The 15,731-nt window shown below is 60.9% G+C and carries 17 protein-coding genes and 1 pseudogene; 11 read left to right on the plus strand and 7 right to left on the minus strand.

What is annotated here, in order from left to right; translation table 11 throughout:
• Nucleotides 1–236: pseudogene (locus tag EOA13_RS39145) on the plus strand (helix-turn-helix transcriptional regulator); the annotation flags it as partial.
• Between the two features lie 120 nt (nt 237–356).
• On the opposite strand, the gene EOA13_RS34690 reads toward EOA13_RS39145, so the two are convergent.
• From EOA13_RS34690 to EOA13_RS34710, 6 genes are all read right to left on the minus strand, one after another.
• Nucleotides 357–761, minus strand: coding sequence for a DUF4158 domain-containing protein (locus EOA13_RS34690; RefSeq protein ID WP_127297720.1), 405 nt, complete (start codon nt 759–761; stop codon nt 357–359).
• Between the two features lie 277 nt (nt 762–1,038).
• Nucleotides 1,039–2,136: a GSU2403 family nucleotidyltransferase fold protein gene (locus EOA13_RS34695; RefSeq protein ID WP_127297721.1), complete on the minus strand. Its 1,098-nt coding sequence runs from the start codon at nt 2,134–2,136 to the stop codon at nt 1,039–1,041.
• 258 nt (nt 2,137–2,394) lie between these two features.
• Nucleotides 2,395–2,568, minus strand: a complete 174-nt coding sequence (locus EOA13_RS38160; RefSeq protein ID WP_164780526.1) for a hypothetical protein — start codon at nt 2,566–2,568, stop codon at nt 2,395–2,397.
• Nucleotides 2,569–2,600: 32 nt separating this feature from the next.
• The gene (locus tag EOA13_RS34700) at nt 2,601–3,728 is read right to left on the minus strand and encodes a WD40 repeat domain-containing protein (protein WP_127297722.1); all 1,128 of its coding nucleotides are present in this window, start codon (nt 3,726–3,728) and stop codon (nt 2,601–2,603) included.
• Nucleotides 3,729–3,741: 13 nt separating this feature from the next.
• Nucleotides 3,742–4,065 carry a hypothetical protein gene (locus EOA13_RS34705; RefSeq protein WP_127297723.1) on the minus strand — a complete coding sequence of 108 codons (324 nt, stop codon included), beginning with the start codon at nt 4,063–4,065 and terminating at the stop codon, nt 3,742–3,744.
• Nucleotides 4,062–4,535 (minus strand): hypothetical protein, encoded by a 474-nt coding sequence (locus EOA13_RS34710; protein ID WP_127297724.1) that lies wholly within the window; start codon nt 4,533–4,535, stop codon nt 4,062–4,064. The genes EOA13_RS34705 and EOA13_RS34710 overlap by 4 nt, the downstream gene beginning before the upstream one ends.
• A 564-nt stretch (nt 4,536–5,099) precedes the next feature.
• On the opposite strand from EOA13_RS34710, the gene EOA13_RS34715 reads away from it, so the two are divergent.
• The 10 genes from EOA13_RS34715 (at nt 5,100) to EOA13_RS34760 (ending at nt 15,468) form a co-directional block, all read left to right on the plus strand.
• Nucleotides 5,100–6,767, plus strand: a complete 1,668-nt coding sequence (locus EOA13_RS34715; RefSeq protein WP_127297725.1) for an aromatic/alkene/methane monooxygenase hydroxylase/oxygenase subunit alpha — start codon at nt 5,100–5,102, stop codon at nt 6,765–6,767.
• 54 nt (nt 6,768–6,821) lie between these two features.
• Nucleotides 6,822–7,883, plus strand: coding sequence for a 2Fe-2S iron-sulfur cluster binding domain-containing protein (locus tag EOA13_RS34720; protein ID WP_127297726.1), 1,062 nt, complete (start codon nt 6,822–6,824; stop codon nt 7,881–7,883).
• Between the two features lie 49 nt (nt 7,884–7,932).
• Nucleotides 7,933–8,991, plus strand: coding sequence for an aromatic/alkene monooxygenase hydroxylase subunit beta (locus tag EOA13_RS34725; RefSeq protein WP_127297727.1), 1,059 nt, complete (start codon nt 7,933–7,935; stop codon nt 8,989–8,991).
• Nucleotides 8,992–9,007: 16 nt separating this feature from the next.
• Nucleotides 9,008–9,379, plus strand: a complete 372-nt coding sequence (locus tag EOA13_RS34730) for an MmoB/DmpM family protein (RefSeq protein WP_127297728.1) — start codon at nt 9,008–9,010, stop codon at nt 9,377–9,379.
• Nucleotides 9,380–9,454: 75 nt separating this feature from the next.
• The gene (locus EOA13_RS34735) at nt 9,455–10,477 is read left to right on the plus strand and encodes an amidohydrolase family protein (RefSeq protein ID WP_127297729.1); all 1,023 of its coding nucleotides are present in this window, start codon (nt 9,455–9,457) and stop codon (nt 10,475–10,477) included.
• Nucleotides 10,478–10,482: 5 nt separating this feature from the next.
• Nucleotides 10,483–11,280: an iron-sulfur cluster assembly protein gene (locus EOA13_RS34740; RefSeq protein WP_127297730.1), complete on the plus strand. Its 798-nt coding sequence runs from the start codon at nt 10,483–10,485 to the stop codon at nt 11,278–11,280.
• Between the two features lie 77 nt (nt 11,281–11,357).
• Nucleotides 11,358–12,989, plus strand: coding sequence for a molecular chaperone GroEL (locus EOA13_RS34745; RefSeq protein WP_127297731.1), 1,632 nt, complete (start codon nt 11,358–11,360; stop codon nt 12,987–12,989).
• A gap of 46 nt (nt 12,990–13,035) precedes the next feature.
• Nucleotides 13,036–14,079, plus strand: coding sequence for an NAD(P)-dependent alcohol dehydrogenase (locus tag EOA13_RS34750; protein ID WP_109661589.1), 1,044 nt, complete (start codon nt 13,036–13,038; stop codon nt 14,077–14,079).
• Nucleotides 14,080–14,150: 71 nt separating this feature from the next.
• Nucleotides 14,151–14,837: an aquaporin gene (locus tag EOA13_RS34755; protein ID WP_127297732.1), complete on the plus strand. Its 687-nt coding sequence runs from the start codon at nt 14,151–14,153 to the stop codon at nt 14,835–14,837.
• A gap of 46 nt (nt 14,838–14,883) precedes the next feature.
• Nucleotides 14,884–15,468, plus strand: a complete 585-nt coding sequence (locus EOA13_RS34760) for a DUF1097 domain-containing protein (protein WP_127297733.1) — start codon at nt 14,884–14,886, stop codon at nt 15,466–15,468.
• A gap of 107 nt (nt 15,469–15,575) precedes the next feature.
• Here the strand turns inward: EOA13_RS34760 and EOA13_RS39475 are convergent.
• The coding region (locus tag EOA13_RS39475; RefSeq protein ID WP_164780528.1) for a helix-turn-helix domain-containing protein at nt 15,576–15,731 on the minus strand (156 nt) is incomplete at its 5' end.

Below are 15,731 nucleotides of genomic sequence, written 5' to 3' on the forward strand. Positions count from 1 at the left end.
CACCAGCATCCGGAGCGCAACTGGACAATCGAGAGCCTTGCTGACGCAATGGGTGCGTCTCGTGCGTCATTTGCCGCCAAATTCGTGGCTGTCGTCGAAATCACGCCGGCTGACTATCTCAGGCGCGTCCGGATGTTCGCCTCGGTTATGGATCGGAGACATCATTCAGCAGGGCTTTCAAGAAAACCATGGGCGCGCCGCCAAGCCACTATGTTGGTAAAGACGACGCGACCTAGCAGAGGATGTAGGTCGATCCCGCGACCAGATCGAGTCGATGCTGTGTGATCCGGAACAGAGGCGGCGTCGCGATCCCGTGAACGGCTCCTAACGCAGGCCAGCGAGGGCAGGAGTGCGTTTCATTTCCGGAACTCGGTAATGACTGCTGTCGCGATCGGCAACCCGTGATCGCCATTGGCTGCCGCGTCGATTGCAGCCACAAGGGCGGCACGGCGATCGTCTCGAGATGCAGCCCGGAGACGGAGGTAAGCCATCAACGACCGGCTGTGATCGAAACGCGTCTGTACTCGATGTGCACAGAAGGCGTAGAGGCGCGCGTCTATTCCGAGCTGATCCGCACGACAGTTGATCACAGCCGCGGGTGGCTGCTCGTTGTCCCACAAGAGCCGCCCCGTTTGTCGCATCGTGCAGAGGTGAACGGCGAAGCCAAGCTTGTTCTGCGGTCGCCGGCGGAGTTCGCATTCCAATCTATCTGCCGGGTCCAGTGTAAAGTGACGGATCAGGCTATCCTCGTCCGTCACCATGCCCAGAAGTATCGCCGCTTCCTTGAACTGACAAGCCGTCTTCTACCCACTCGCCTTCTCCCTCGGCACACTAAATTCCAAGGGGTAGTGGTTCGTCATTGACCGGAGGCTTTCAACCAGCCCGGTCGCTTCATCTACAGATCTATGCGCGTGTTCGAGCTTCGTTCGACATTAGCGTGTCTGCGCGAACAATTCTTGTTCCGACCCGGTGTTGGGAGTGAATCGCTAGGCAAGTGCGAAAATGGAGAGGGCGGCTTTCGGGTCGCCCTTTTGCTGGCTACGACTTCACGGCCAAGCTGAAGCCGTCCAACTCCTCGCCGATCTCAACCAGAGCGTTTCTGACTGTCTCCTCAACCTCCTGTCGTTTTTTCGGCGGCATCAGGCCCAGCCCCTTCAGCATCGCCTCGCGCCAGTGTTGTCCCCTGCCCCACGCTTCAGAGAAAGCTGTTGCAAGGTCGTCCTGGCGACGGGTGGCCTCCAGTGCCTCGACAAGCAGGCTGGCCTGATAGACGTCTTTTTCGCGCTTGGCGACGCCGTTTTTATCTGATTGCCTACGGGAGGCGACGATGAGCTTGTGAACTGCATAGCGTTCCGGCGACGGCACGGTTACAGGCACCCCTGACCGATGCAGCATCACCGTCCGGATGGGTTCGTGGATCAGGAAATCTAGGAAACGCAAAGGCTGCGCCGAAGCACCGCCAAGTGCTGGCATCGGACTGGCGTGGTCGGTGTAGTCATCGGATCCCCGGTTCGGCGTAAGGAACTCGACCTTGTATCTCGTTGCATTCTCGAATTGCGTCGCGTGCCCGGGACGAGATCTGTGGGGGATCTCCCTGAAGGTTGGGTCAATCTCTCTCAAGATTTCCAGGATCGGAGGCAGGCTGTCTGCGACTGACGACGAGATCGAGTAGTGCTGCGCGAAATCGGCATCGCCAGTTTGCAATGAAGCACCGGGCAATCTTACGCCGAGATGTCCCGCATACGTCTGGAAGGCAACCGTACCGACGAGCACGCCTCTTAGGCGGAAGATTCCTGCTGCTCCCATGACTTCAACGACATCGCCAGTGAACCGATCCGGTGCAGTCAGCCCTGCTTCGCGGGTCAGCGTGGAGACGAGTTTCCGACGGCTGCGAAGATCTTCCTTGATCTCCTGGAAGGCTTCAACGCGTTTCGAAATCTCAGGATCGTCGGACGGGCCGACATACTTCCGCGTTTTCTTAGGCTGGGTTTCCTCAAAATACCAGTAATCCCGCCCCTTCACCGGAACCCGGACGAAATTACCCCCGGTTGAGAAGTCGGTTTTGAACGATGCATCAAGGGAGCGCTGGACGAGTTCCGCATACATCGTGCGATAAACGAGATCGACCGTCTTCATGTGGCGGCTCCGTTATAAGAAAAATGCGTCTCTCTTATAACGGCATGAGCTTGAGCGACGCAATCGGCGTTATAAGAAAATTGCAGAAATCTTATAACACCGCTGCAATATCCAGGATTGAGCAGACTCCCTGGCCGACACAACGAGAGCCTGATCCGCGACCTCGCCGCCGGCGCCTTCGTCGCCGATCGGCGCAATGTCGTCCGAGCGCTGCGGCCTAAAAAAGCGCCGCCCGATGCCGTGACCGAGCAATTGATCCTAGTTCGTCTTCAATTGACCAACACGGTTCTCGGCAATCCAGCGGGCGGCAAGCACCAAAGCGCCCATGCTGAAATCCTTGCCGTGCTTGGCAACCATTTCTTCCGCCAATTTGGCGAGTCGTTCGAAAAACTCGTCCTTGCTCTCGTCTTCGGCGGTGAGTTCGGTCTGCATTTCATCCTCCTGTTTCATACCGACTGCGTCCTTTATTTGAACATCTGCGCTGGAAAGGTGACGATCGCGGCGGTGCCGCCGACGGCGCCCACCGCCAGATGCCGTCCGTCGCCGGACCAGGCAAGCGCGGTGACCGCGCTGCCCAGAGGCCTGACGAGGTGTTCGTCACGGGCGCCGATCTGGGCGATGGTGATCCGGCCGTTGGCGTAGCCGGCCGCAATGAGTTTCTTCTCGGGGTGCGCCGCCACCGTTTCGACCAGCACCAGTCCGGCACGACCCGTCTCCAGCGCGCCGGAGGTTTCGCCGCCAACCGGCGGCGCGGTCATCGACCAGCCGGCGATCCGGAACGCGCCCGGGGCAAACAGCGCATTCGCCGGCTCGCTCCAGCACACGGTCCGCACCGGCGATGGAAATCCTGCGACGATGTCAGCGTGGCCATCGGCCATGCTGACCAGGGCAAGGCCTCCGGTTTCGAGCCCGCAGGCCAGCCAGGTGCCGTCGCTGCTCCAGCGGATCGACACCGGGCGCGCTGGAAACGAGACATCGCGTATCAAGGCGGCGTCGCCATCGACAGACCAGATCGATAGTCCCTCATCTAGGCCGCAGGCGAGGCGACGCCCGCCAGGTGAGAAAGCGAGGGCATCCATGGACGATGTCGCGGCATGTTTCAGTTGCACTGCCCCGCCTTGGCCGCGCGACAGGAAGACAGCATGGCCATTGCTGATGGCTGTCATGTCCGTCCGGGGGCTGTGGTCGATGGCGACGATCGGTCCGTCGATCTTGACCAAAGGGGCCGCTGCTTCACCGTCGGCAGCCAGATGCACCACTTCACCGCTGGCCGCGCCAACCAGAAAGCCGGAATGCGCATAGGCGGTGATCGGGACATCGCCATCTCCGAATGCCGCCGTGGCGATCAGCGGGACGGGTGGCTTTTCCCTTGGGCGGATCGTCGTCTGCCCGAGATCGTTGCTCACCCTGATCCGTGTTTCCGGCGGCTCGTGATCCGCGACCATGGCGATGGCGATTGTTCCATCCACACAGGTGAAGGCAACAGCCGAACCATCGGTGCTGAAGCGCAGATCGGCGATCCCCGACGGGCGACGCCAACTCCGCGCCAGAAGGTCGAACAAGGTCAGGTTCTGCATCGTCTGCTGGTTCATACTGTCTCTCCCGTCAATCCTTGTTCGCTGTCGCGGCAAGCCGGCGATCAACGTCCTCGACTTCACCTTCCGCAGCTATGATGCGGTCCTCGCACGCCGCGGATGTCTGCATGACCGCCGCCGCGCTCTGCTCTGCCTCATGCAAGTCCCGCACCAGTTGCTCGCTGGCGCCGCTTCTGCCGATTTCCAGCTCGAGGCGCAGCACATCCATCTCGATGCCGGCGCGTTTCTGATTGAGCCGCAGCGCCTCGGCGGTGAGCGCGGAGACATTAGCGACCAGATCGAGCCGGCGGGCGAGCAGCGCGTCACGCCTGGCGATATCGGGCCCACCTGTCATTTTTCGCTCCCCAAAGGCTTGGGCGGCTTTTCGAAGGCCGACAGCAATTTTGGCAACGTGCCGGCCTGCGACTGGAACTGTTTTTCGGCCGTTTCGATGTGGCTCTTGAGTTGATCCCAGATGTCGACGCGGATCATGGATGTCGTGTCGCCGGTCAGGCGCTCAATCTCGTCGACGCGGAACTGGCGCGTCAGCGAAACCCCGGAAAACACGAAGTCCCGCAACAGGATCGCGTGGTTTTCGATGAACAGATGGATCATCGGATGCGTTTCCGTGGTGACGCCGCCGGCGGCAAGCTCGGCCCGGATGAAGTCCTGGAAGTGGCTCTGTAGGCGATGTTGGCTCTCGCCCATGAAGCGCATGACAAAGACCAGATCGCGAGGCATCAGCCTGACAAGATCGCCGGTGACGCCGTCGGGCTGGCGGGACATTGGCTCGGGCGGCCCCCGACTGTCTCTATCGCTCGGCATTGTCTCTCTCCAGCGCGAGGCCCGTCTATGAGCGTCGCCTTCAAATAGTAGAGAAAGACGTAGAATTGAATAGATGATATTTGTTCTCGGTTTTGTTGCATGTGCTAACTAACCATATTGCACCTGCGAATAGATCATAAATATTACAAGCGTATGTTACGATTGTAAAAGAACGTTACAGTTGGCCACCCGCTTAGTGTGGCAAGGGCGGCGATTTTGTTTTGAGTCACAGCCATGGGCGCTCTTTTCAAACTGGCACGGCGCTTGCTTTGTACCTTTCCACAAGAAGCCCATCGCATTTCTGACGCGGTGCCAAAAGAACGAAGGAACGGAGGAAGCAGAGACCGCTTCGATACGCCCATCGCATATGCGGTTGGCGCCGCGGGTCTCTGCCAAAACACCTCAAGAACCTTTGCCGCGATCCACTTGAACGGCCTGACCATGAGTCGCGCCTCGATGCGCAACCCTTTGTCGTGCCGCTCGCACTCTCACTGGCGGTGCTGTGTGCCGCTTCATGCCGGGGTCAAGGGACCTGCGGCTCAAACCTGGTGGAGGCTTATGACCATGACGTCTCTGACGCTCAACAAGATTACCTCACAACGCGGAATCTCCGTCGGCGAGGCGACCAAGAAGATTGCCGATCTCGGCTGGAATCCTTCCTACGTCCAGGAAGCGATGACGTTTCCGACCGACTACAAGATCAACAAGACGCCGCGCGACCCGATGAAGCAGGTCCTGCGGTCGTATTTCCCGATGCAGGAAGAAAAGGACAACCGGGTCTACGGTGCGCTCGATGCGGCGCTGCGCGGCGACATGTTCCGCAACGTCGAACCGCGCTGGGTCGAGTGGATGAAGCTCTTCTTGGCCATCATTCCTTTTCCGGAAATCTCGGCTGCCCGCTCGATGGCGATGGTCGCCCGTATCGCGCCCGGCGAGGAACTCAGAACCGGCTTCACCATGCAGATGATCGACGAGTTTCGTCACTCCACGATCCAGATGAATTTGAAGAAATGGTACATGGAGAACTATATCGATCCGGCCGGCTTCGACATCACCGAGGAAGCCTTCGGAAAATGCTACGCCACGACCATCGGCCGGCAGTTCGCCGAAGGCTTCATTACCGGCGACACCATGACCGCCGCCTGCATGTACCTGACCGTGGTGGCCGAAACCGCCTTCACCAACACGCTGTTTGTCGCCATGCCCTCGGAGGCTGCCCGCAACGGCGACTACGCATTGCCGACCGTGTTCCTGTCGGTGCAGTCCGACGAGAGCCGGCATATCGGCAATGGCCACTCGCTGCTGATGGCGGCGCTCAAGGAGCCGGAAAACCACCTCTTGCTCGAGCGCGACCTGCGCTACGCCTTCTGGCAGAACCACGCCATCGTCGATGCCGCCATCGGCACCTTCATCGAATACGGCACCACCAACCGCGACAAGAACAAGGAGTCCTATGCGGAAATGTGGCACCGCTGGATCTATGAGGACTACTATCGCACCTACATGCTGCCGCTCGAAAAATACGGCATCAAGGTCCATCACGACGACGTCCAGGCAGCCTGGGAACGCATCACCAAGAAGAACTATGTCCACAAGGTCGGGCAGTTCTTCGCGGTCGGCTGGCCGGTCAATTTCTGGCGCATCGAAGCCCAGACCGACAAGGACTTCGAGTGGTTCGAGCACAAATATCCAGGCTGGTATGCCGAGTTCGGCGACTTCTGGAAATGGTATGCCAAGCTCAGCCACAAGGGCGAGAAGGTGCTGCTGTTCAACAGCGACGTGGGCTACGTCTATCCGCATCGCTGCTGGTCCTGCCTCGTGCCCTGCCTGATCCGCGAGGACATGGTGGTCGGCGAGATCGACGGTCAGCTGCATACCTTCGCCCACGAACTCGACAAGTGGACCGCAACGGTCGCCTTCGCCGACGAGTATCAGGGCCGGCCGACGCCCGCGATGGGCCGCTTCAGCGGCAAGCGCGAGTGGGAGACGCTCTATGACGGCTGGGATCTGGCCGATGCGATCAAGGACCTGAACTTCGTCCGTTCCGACGGCAAGACGTTGGTTCCGCAGCCGCATCTGCGCTTCGACGACAAGGACATGTGGACGCTCGACGACGTGCGCGGCAACACGCTCGGATCGCCGCTCAACGCCCTGCGTGCCATGTCGCCCGCGGACCGCGAGAAGCACCTGGCGGAATACGCCAAGGGCTTCACCATTAACCCCTGCAACTGATCAGGCCAAAGGGGGGCGGGTTGGTCCCGCCCCTTCCTTTCACTGGAGGTCCGTATGTCGGAAACCCACACGGTCAGGCTCAGCCCGGTCGGCGTCGAATTCGACGTCGAGCATGGCGAAACGGTGCTCAACGCCGCGTTCCGCCAGGGCATCGCCCTACCACACGGCTGCAAGGAAGGGCAATGCTCGGCCTGCAAAAGCGTGTTGCTCGAAGGCGAAGTCGACATGCTCAAATACTCGACCTTCGCGCTGAACGACATGGAGAAGGAGAGTGGGCACATCCTGTTGTGCCGCTGCATCGCCTTCTCCGACCTGGAAGTCGAGCTTCTCAACTACGACGAGGAGATTTTGGCGAAAGCGATCGCCGTGAAAACGTACAAGGGCCGGATTGCTCGCATCGAGCAGCTGACCCATGACATTCGCGGCATCGAGATCGAACTCGGCTCCCCAATGAAGTTCTGGGCGGGGCAATATGTCGACATCACGGTTACCACGCAAAAAGGGGAGACGATTACGCGCTCGTTCTCCATGGCAAATACGCCGGACCAAACCGAAAAACTCTCCTTCATCATCAAAAAATACCCTGAGGGAAAGTTCTCGGGAGAGCTCGATTCCGGAGGCATCAGAGCCGGAGCCGAAGTCACCGTCGTCGGACCCTACGGGACCTGTTTCCGCCGCGACGAACGACAAGGACCCCTGATCCTGGTCGGCGCCGGCTCTGGCATGTCGCCGATCTGGTCGATCCTCAACGACCACCTGAAGAGCGGCGAGAAACGTCCGGTCTATTTCTTCTACGGCGCCCGCACCCGCAACGACCTGTTCTATCTCGACAGGATCGCCGAGCTGGTCGGCAATCATTCGGACGTCACCTTCATTCCCGTGCTGTCGCACGCCAATGACGACGCCGATTGGCAAGGCGAACGCGGTTTCGTGCACCAGAGCGTTGACGCCGTGCTCAAGCAACTGGCGGTCGACGGGCAGGGCGATGTCCATGCCTGTGGCCCACCGCCGATGATCGATGCGCTGCAGCCGGTCCTGTTCATGAACGGCTTCGAAACCGAGCGGATCTTCTTCGACAAGTTCACCACATCGGCAGGTGCAACGCCTGCCCATTGAGGGGCGGCCGACGCACAGCCAACCACAACTGCAACAAGGGAGAGAGACTATGCCTGCAACCTCGAGTTCAGTCGGATCAGGAGCCGCCGGCGCGGCCATCTTCGCCGACTCCGACAGCCGGAAATACCGGTACTTCGACCCGAAAGGCCAGCGCGCCACCCACTACGAGGACATGACGGTCGACGTTCAACCCGACCCGGAACGCTATCTGATCCAGGACTGGATCATCTCCTTCGCCGATGGCAAGGGCGCCTATGTCAAGCAGAACACCGCCGCGCAGAGCTCCAACTGGCATGCCTTCCGCGCTCCCGACCAGGAGTGGGAGCGCACCCACTACCAGCGCCAGTCGAAGATCGAGACCATGGTGCAGAGCGTCATCAACAATGCGCGCAAATCGGGCACCCCGAAGACCTTCGACAAGGCCTGGGTCAAGATCCTGCAGACGCAGCTCGGCGCCTGGAAGCACGCCGAATTCGGGCTCGGCACCTCGCTGATGCAGGCGCAGCGTTACGGCTACACCCAGATGATCAACAATGCGACGCTGACCAACTCGTCCTACAAGCTGAGGCTTGCCCAGGACGTCACCCTCTACCTCGCCGAGATCGGCATGGACTTGCCTGATTGGGACGACGAACTCGGCAAGAAGGCCTGGCTCGAGGACAAGAACTGGCAAGGCACGCGCGAAGCGGTCGAGACCATCATGGGCGCGACCGACTATCTCGAGCAGTATTTCGCCATCAACATCGTCTTCGAGCCGCTGGTGGGCGAAGTGTTCCGCTCCGGCTTCCTGATGCAGATCGCCGCCGCCAACCATGACTTCATCACGCCGGCGGTGATTTCGGCCGCCGAGGCCGACTATGAGCGCAACCTCGCCAACACGATCGACCTCATGCATCTGCTCGCCAATGACGAGAAGCATGGCGGCGCCAACAAGAAGCTCTTCCAGGGCTGGGTCAAGAAGCACGGCGCACTCGCCGACAAGGCAGCCGCCGGCCTGCAGCCGATCTGGTCGATGCCGCATTCCAAGCCGGTCGCGTTCACCGACGTTCGGGCCAAATCCGAAGAGCGGATTGGCCAGATCCTCGGCGAACTCGGCCTCAAGCGCTGAAACAGGAGAAATCGTCATGTCACTATCTGCACGCGACGCAACGCATTCCAACATCTTCAAGGCGATGAAGGACATCACCTTCGAACAGACGATTTCGCATCAGTGCGGCGTCACCATGAACGACTCGGTCGAGGCCAGGGCCATCGCCGAATTCATGGGCCTGAAACCGAACGTAACCGTCACCTATCAACCGGCGATGATCCGCATCGACGGCGACGGCAAGCTGATCTTCAAGATGGACGAGATCAGCGAATATCTCGGCCGAGAGATGACGGCGGAAACCTTCGAGGTCAACAGCTCCACCCATTACGGGCGGATGGTACGCATCGACGACAACACCGTGATCCTGTTCGGCAACATGGACGAGATGTTCGAGTACATCGAATAGCCGCCCAAACTAAGCTGGCGCGCCGCCGAGTGCGGCGCGCGGAAACCGATCAACGCGATTGCTGCGGAGGCAACCATGTACAGAACACCGGAAGGCAAGGACATTTTTGTGGTCGACGGCCACACCCATTTCTGGGACGGCAGCCCGGAAAACCAGAAGAATATCCACGGCAAGCAGTTCATCGAATGCTTCTACGCCTATCACACGGGCTTGAGCCCGAAGGAGCAGCTGTGGGAGAAGAGCAAGTTCGAGAAATACAGCGCCGACGATCTCTATCGCGACCTGTTCATCGATGGTCCCGATGATGTGGCGATCGTCCAGTCGACCTATCTCAAGGACTTCTACAAGAACGGCTTCAATACGATCGAGCGGAACGCGGAGGTGGCCAAGCTCTATCCGGAGCGGTTCATCGTCAACGGCGCCTTCGATCCGCGCGACGGCGAGAAGGCGCTGGAATACATCCACTTCCTCAAGGAGACCTACGACGTCAAGGGCGTTAAGATGTACACGGCCGAATGGAATGGCGCCTCCAAGGGCTGGAAGCTCACCGATCCCGATGCCTACAAGTGCTTCGAACTCTGCGACAGGCTCGGCATCAAGAACATCCACGTCCACAAGGGCCCGACGATCCTGCCGCTCTCGAAGGATGCGTTCGACGTCCATGACGTCGATCACGCGGCGACGGATTTCCAGGGCCTCAACTGGATCATCGAGCATTGCGGCCTGCCGCGCCTCGACGATTTCTGCTGGATCGCGACGCAGGAAACCAATGTCTATGGCGGCTTGGCGGTGGCGCTGCCATTCATCCATGCGCGCCCTCGCTATTTCGGCGAGGTGATCGCCGAGCTTTTGTTCTGGCTCGGCCCGGAGAAGATCCTGTTCGGCTCCGATTACGCGATCTGGACGCCGCGCTGGCTGGTCGAGAAATTCTGGGCCTATCAGATCCCCGAGGATATCGCAGCAGAACGTGGTGTGCAGCTGACCGACGAGATCAAGGAGAAGATCCTCGGCCTCAACGCCGCGCGTCTCTACAACATCGACATCGAAGCCAAGAAGAAGGCGCTCGCCGGTTCGCCCTTCAGCATCGCGGCGGAGTAGGGGCCATGGCAACCGCCAGCGTTTCCGGCGACTGCCAGAAGGAACTCTGGCGGCGTCTTGCTGAGGTCAACGACCCCGAACTCGACGAACCTGTCACCGAGATGGGCTTCATCGAGCGGGCGCAGGTGACAGGCGATGGCAGCGTGGAAATCGACTTCCGCCTGCCAACCTACTGGTGCTCGCCAAACTTTGCGTTCCTGATGCTGGACGGGGTGCGCAAGGCGCTCGACCAGCTCTCCTGGAAGCCGGCCTATCGCGTCAAGCTGCACGACCACATGTTCGCCGACGAGGTCAATCGCGGTATGGAAGAAGGCAAGAGCTTCGGCGACATCTTCGCCCTGCTTGCCGAGGATCAGGATCTCGGCGGCTTGCGTGCAACCTTTGCGATGAAAGCCTTCAAGCGGCGCCAGGAGGCGGTCTTGCGCGGCCTCAAGGCGCATGGCCTGACGGATCGCGAAATCCTCGGCATGGACCTGCCGGCCTACGATGTCGCGCGGTTCGAGCCGGGCGAGGCGGCCAAACAGAAGCCGCGATACCGGGCGGCGCTACTCGAGCGGTTTCCCGACCGCCGGGCGGACCATCCCGTCTTCGTGACCTGGGGAGGGCAGCGCATCCCGCCCGGTGCACTCAGCGCCCATCTCGCCGAACTGCGCGGTGTGCGCATCAACATGGAGTTCAACGGCGCGCTGTGCCGTGGACTCAAGCAGACCAGATACAAGGAACTGGATGTGATCGACGGCGAACCGACGCTGGTCGATTTCATTCTGGATCGCGTGCCGCCTGGGACGGCACCGGCCGCCTGAAGCAGCGCTGACAGCAACGGCCTCCCTCGCACGAGGCCCCCAACCAACAACCCGCCCGTAAGGCGGAAGGAGGAATCATGCCCAAAATAATGCTTCACAATTCCGAGGCTCGCCGGGCTCTCGCCCGTGGCGTTTTCAGGCTTGCAGCCGCCGTCGAGCCGACGCTCGGCCCCAAAGGCATGAACGCCATGATCGACCGGCCGATCGGCACGCCGATGGTGACTCGCGACGGTGTCAGCATCGCCTCCGAGATCGAGCTGCACGATCGTTTCGAAAACATGGGCGCGCAAGTCGTGCGTGAAGTGTCGATGCAGACCAACGAGATCGCCGGCGACGGCACCACGACGGCTATCGTGCTCGCCAACGCGCTGATCCAGGGCGGTGTCGAGGCGAATGAGCGCGGCGTGAAGTCCGTCGATCTGTGCAAGGGCATCGACCTTGCCGTGGCGGCGGTGGTGGCGGCACTCAAGGCCTCGGCCAAGCCGGCCAAGGGCAACGGCATCCTGGCGTCGGTCGCCAACATCGCCGCGACCAACACCAAGCTTGGCGCGCTGGTGGCGGAAGCCCATCAACGGGTGGGCGCCGAAGGCGTCATCACCACCGACTTCAGCGTCACCACCGAGACCACGCTCGATGTCGTCGAGGGCATGTCCTTCGAACGCGGCTATCTCTCGCATCACATGGTAACTGATCAGGAAAAGATGGAGGCCGTGCTCGAACGGCCCTACATCCTGATGACCGATCTCAAGATCAAGGAGCCCGGGCAGCTCGATGCGGTTCGCCGCATTGCCGATGAGGATGGCCGGCCACTGCTGATCGTCTCCGAGGAAATGTCGCCGGAAGTGGTGGTGACACTGCTCGGCAAGCAGGGGCCGGGAAGATACCTCGTTGTCCATCCGCCGGAATATGGCCATTGGCGCAAGGCGATGATGGAGGATCTGGCCATCATCACCGGCGGCAAGGTGATCGCGCGCGATCTCGGCGGCCGGCTGGAGGATGTCACCGCCGAGGATCTCGGCACGGCCGACCGGGTGAAGACCAGCGCGTCCTACACCTCCATCATTCGTGGCGGCGGCGACCATGCGTCAATCGCCTCGCGTCGCGCCCAGGTGCAGCGGCAATATGAAGCTTCGCCGCCGAACATCGATCAGGACAAGCTGCGCGAACGCCTGGCCAAGCTCTCCGGCGGCACCGCGATCCTCTATGCCGGTGGCGTTACACCGGTCGAGCAGAAGCGGACCATCCAGCTGATCGAGGATTCCTTGAATGCGGTGCGCGCCGCATCCGAGGAGGGCGTCGTCGCTGGCGGCGGCTCGGCGCTCGCCCAGATCGCTCCGCTGCTCGACAAGGCTGCGGCTGGCGTCGAGGGCGATGTCGCCGAGGGCGTGCGCCTGGTACGCTCGGTTCTGTCGCGGCCGCTGTGGCGCATCGCCGCCAACGCCGGCGCCGATCCCGAAGCGGTGGTGACCGAGGTCACCCGCATCAATGGCGGCTACGGTTACAACGCATCGACCGGCACGTATCAGAACATGTTCGAGGCAGGCATCATCGACCCCGTCCGCGTCACCTACACGGCGCTCGCCAACGCGGCTTCGGTGGCGACCCTGATCCTGACCACCGAAACGCTGATTGGCGATCTTGCCGAGGACGAGGATCCGACGGCCGGCCCGGCACGAGGCGGCGGCTCCGAAAAACTCGGCCGCGCCTGAGGCAACAATTCCGACGGAACGATTTCGACGTTGAAAGGACACAGCCATGAAAGCTGCCAGACTTTACGAGTACGACCCGAAGATGAATGTCCAGCTCAAGATCGAGGAGGTCAAGGCGCCGACGATCACCGCGCCTGACGAAGTGATCGTGCGGGTGGGTGCTGCCGGCCTCTGCCGCACCGACCTGCACATCATCGAGGGGGTGTGGAAGCCGACCATGGATCCCGAAGGCACACTATTGCCTTACATAATGGGCCACGAGAATGCCGGTTGGGTCGAGGAAGTCGGCAGCGGCGTCAAATCGGTCAAGCGCGGCGACGCCGTGATCTGCCATCCCTTCCGCTCATGCGGCATCTGCCTCAACTGCCGCCATGGCGAGGACATGTATTGCGACAACGGCCAATTCCCCGGCCTTGGCATGAATGGCGGCTTCGCCGAGTATTTCATCACCAGCGAGCGTTCGCTGATCAAGCTGAACGCCAACATCACGCCGATCGAGGTGGCGCCGCTGGCCGATGCCGGCATCACTGCTTACCGCGCCGCCAAACGCGCCGCCAAGCTGCTGCGGCCAGGCAGTTATTGCGTGCTGCTCGGCATAGGCGGGCTTGGCCATATCGCACTGCAATCGCTGCACGCGATCTCGGGCTGCCGCATCATCGCCGTCGACCGCGAGCCGGCGGCGCAAGTGCTGGCCAGGGATCTGGGCGCCGACTTCGTGCTCGATGGCGGGCCAAACGTCGTCGAGGAGGTCGCTCAGATCACCGGTGGTGGCGCGCATGTGGTGATCGACTTCGTCGGCGAACTCGGTGTCGAGAACATCTGCTGGAAGATGGTACGCAAGGGCGGGCAACTGTTCGTCGTCGGCTATGGCGGCAACATCAACGTGCCGACAGCGCATCTCGTCATTGAGGAGATCAACATTGGCGGCAGCCTGGTCGGCAATTTTACCGAGCTTGTCGAACTGATGGAGCTCAACGCCGACGGCAAAGTGAAGATGCACTACACCGAATACAATCTCGCCAGCATCAACACCGCCCTCGACGATTTCAAGAACCGCCGGTTCACCGGCCGCGGCGTCATCGTGCCCTAAAGCATCTGGACCGGATCCGCATCGAACGACCGCATCGGCTCCCGTCCCGTCATCTGCAAGGAGAGGAAGAAATGAACAAGTACATCTGTGAATTCATCGGAACCTTCGCGTTGGTCTTCTTTGGCTGCGCGACAGTCCTATTCATGCGCTCCGAGGTCGGCCTGCTGGGCGTCGCCATGGCCTTCGGCCTGTCGGTGGTGGCGATGGCCTATTCGGTCGGACCTATTTCGGGCGCCCATCTCAATCCGGCGGTAAGCCTTGGCTTCTTCGTCTCAGGTCGAATGAAAGCAAACGACCTTATCGGCTATGTCTTTGCGCAGTGCGTCGGTGCGATCGTTGCGTCAGCGGTGCTCTACGTGATCGTGCAAGGTAAAGGCGGCGGCTACGACGTGGCGACGAATGGCTTCGCCCAGAACGGCTGGTCGGCCTATTCCGCAACGTCGGCCTTCCTGTTCGAGGCGATCGCCACGTTCCTGTTTCTACTCGTCATCCTTCGCGCCACGGCCGAAGGCGGTGCGGGACCCCTGGCCGGCCTGGCGACCGGACTGACGCTGGTCATGATCCATCTCGCCGGCATTGCCGTCTCCGGATCATCGGTCAATCCGGCCCGCTCGCTCGGCCCGGCGTTGTTCGCCGGCGGAGCTGCACTGTCGCAACTCTGGCTCTATATCGTGGCGCCGTGCCTTGGCGCGGCCGCTGCCGGACTGGCATTGCGCGCCGGGGTCGGGGCGAGCGAACCGGCGGCTCAGCCTGCCTGATTGCTTGCCGGACCCGGCAAGCTTCCTGAACCCTGTGGCTGATGCCATGGCGTTTTCCGTGTCGGGACGTCAGCGAAGCGCGATCCCGAATCGAGATTCTTCGCTTCGAGCTTTGGGAAAACGGGAGGACAATATGGATCTTATCACAGGATTGGCCGTCGTCATCGGCATTATGGGCGGCATTGCAACGTGGGTAGCGATCACCATCGGCAACCCCTATTTGCTGATCTGGGCGGTATTTGTCGGCTGGGGAAGTTTCTATCACTGTGGCGGCAAGGAAGCCGGTTTCAAGAGTTCGGCGGTTGCAAACCTATGGGGAACGGTCTGCGCCGCCGGCGCACTAATAGCACTGACGTCTATTGGTGTTACCGCGATCATGGCCGGCGTTTGCGTGGGTATTTCAATCATAGTCCTGATCCTCGCCGCCAAGTTGCCATTGCTGAGCGCCATTCCGTCAGCGGTTTATGGCTATGCAACGACTGCCGCGCTTTTTCTGCTTGGTGCCGCCGCCTATGGCGAGGGCATCGGCGCCATCACCAGGGTCGCGGCCGCTGTGGTCGTCTCGCTGATCATCGGCAACATCCTCGGCTACGTCTCGGAGAAAGTGACCGGTGCTGTCGTAAAGGCCTGATTATTTCCGCGGCCGCCGCCTGAAGGCAATCTCGGTCGACGAATTTTCCCAGCCCCGCGGCGCGAATGCCGCGGGGTTTTTTGTTGCTGAGGTGAAAGGAGCTGCACCTAAAGGAAGCCGCGCCGGATCCCGTATTGGCCGAGCTTGCGATAGAGCGTCGGCCGCGAAATGCCGAGCCTGAGCGCAACCTTGCTGAGATTGCCGCTCTCCGCGGCAAGTGCATTCTTGATCGCCTGGCGTTCCGCATCCTCGAATGTACATAC

This window comes from Mesorhizobium sp. M7A.F.Ca.US.011.01.1.1, from assembly GCF_003998295.1.
In the GTDB taxonomy this organism is placed as follows: Bacteria; Pseudomonadota; Alphaproteobacteria; order Rhizobiales; family Rhizobiaceae; genus Mesorhizobium.

What these genes read in the sequence shown, in the direction of transcription:
- EOA13_RS34750 (WP_109661589.1), top strand. Translation starts at nt 13,036, where the DNA reads ATGAAAGCTGCCAGACTTTACGAGTACGACCCGAAGATGAATGTCCAG.
- EOA13_RS34720 (WP_127297726.1), top strand. Translation starts at nt 6,822, where the DNA reads ATGTCGGAAACCCACACGGTCAGGCTCAGCCCGGTCGGCGTCGAATTC.
- EOA13_RS34745 (WP_127297731.1), top strand. Translation starts at nt 11,358, where the DNA reads ATGCCCAAAATAATGCTTCACAATTCCGAGGCTCGCCGGGCTCTCGCC.
- EOA13_RS34710 (WP_127297724.1), bottom strand. Translation starts at nt 4,535, where the DNA reads ATGCCGAGCGATAGAGACAGTCGGGGGCCGCCCGAGCCAATGTCCCGC.
- EOA13_RS34705 (WP_127297723.1), bottom strand. Translation starts at nt 4,065, where the DNA reads ATGACAGGTGGGCCCGATATCGCCAGGCGTGACGCGCTGCTCGCCCGC.
- EOA13_RS34760 (WP_127297733.1), top strand. Translation starts at nt 14,884, where the DNA reads ATGGCGTTTTCCGTGTCGGGACGTCAGCGAAGCGCGATCCCGAATCGA.
- EOA13_RS34690 (WP_127297720.1), bottom strand. Translation starts at nt 761, where the DNA reads ATGGTGACGGACGAGGATAGCCTGATCCGTCACTTTACACTGGACCCG.
- EOA13_RS34730 (WP_127297728.1), top strand. Translation starts at nt 9,008, where the DNA reads ATGTCACTATCTGCACGCGACGCAACGCATTCCAACATCTTCAAGGCG.
- EOA13_RS34740 (WP_127297730.1), top strand. Translation starts at nt 10,483, where the DNA reads ATGGCAACCGCCAGCGTTTCCGGCGACTGCCAGAAGGAACTCTGGCGG.
- EOA13_RS34755 (WP_127297732.1), top strand. Translation starts at nt 14,151, where the DNA reads ATGAACAAGTACATCTGTGAATTCATCGGAACCTTCGCGTTGGTCTTC.
- EOA13_RS34715 (WP_127297725.1), top strand. Translation starts at nt 5,100, where the DNA reads ATGACGTCTCTGACGCTCAACAAGATTACCTCACAACGCGGAATCTCC.
- EOA13_RS34700 (WP_127297722.1), bottom strand. Translation starts at nt 3,728, where the DNA reads ATGAACCAGCAGACGATGCAGAACCTGACCTTGTTCGACCTTCTGGCG.
- EOA13_RS34695 (WP_127297721.1), bottom strand. Translation starts at nt 2,136, where the DNA reads ATGAAGACGGTCGATCTCGTTTATCGCACGATGTATGCGGAACTCGTC.
- EOA13_RS34725 (WP_127297727.1), top strand. Translation starts at nt 7,933, where the DNA reads ATGCCTGCAACCTCGAGTTCAGTCGGATCAGGAGCCGCCGGCGCGGCC.
- EOA13_RS38160 (WP_164780526.1), bottom strand. Translation starts at nt 2,568, where the DNA reads ATGCAGACCGAACTCACCGCCGAAGACGAGAGCAAGGACGAGTTTTTC.
- EOA13_RS34735 (WP_127297729.1), top strand. Translation starts at nt 9,455, where the DNA reads ATGTACAGAACACCGGAAGGCAAGGACATTTTTGTGGTCGACGGCCAC.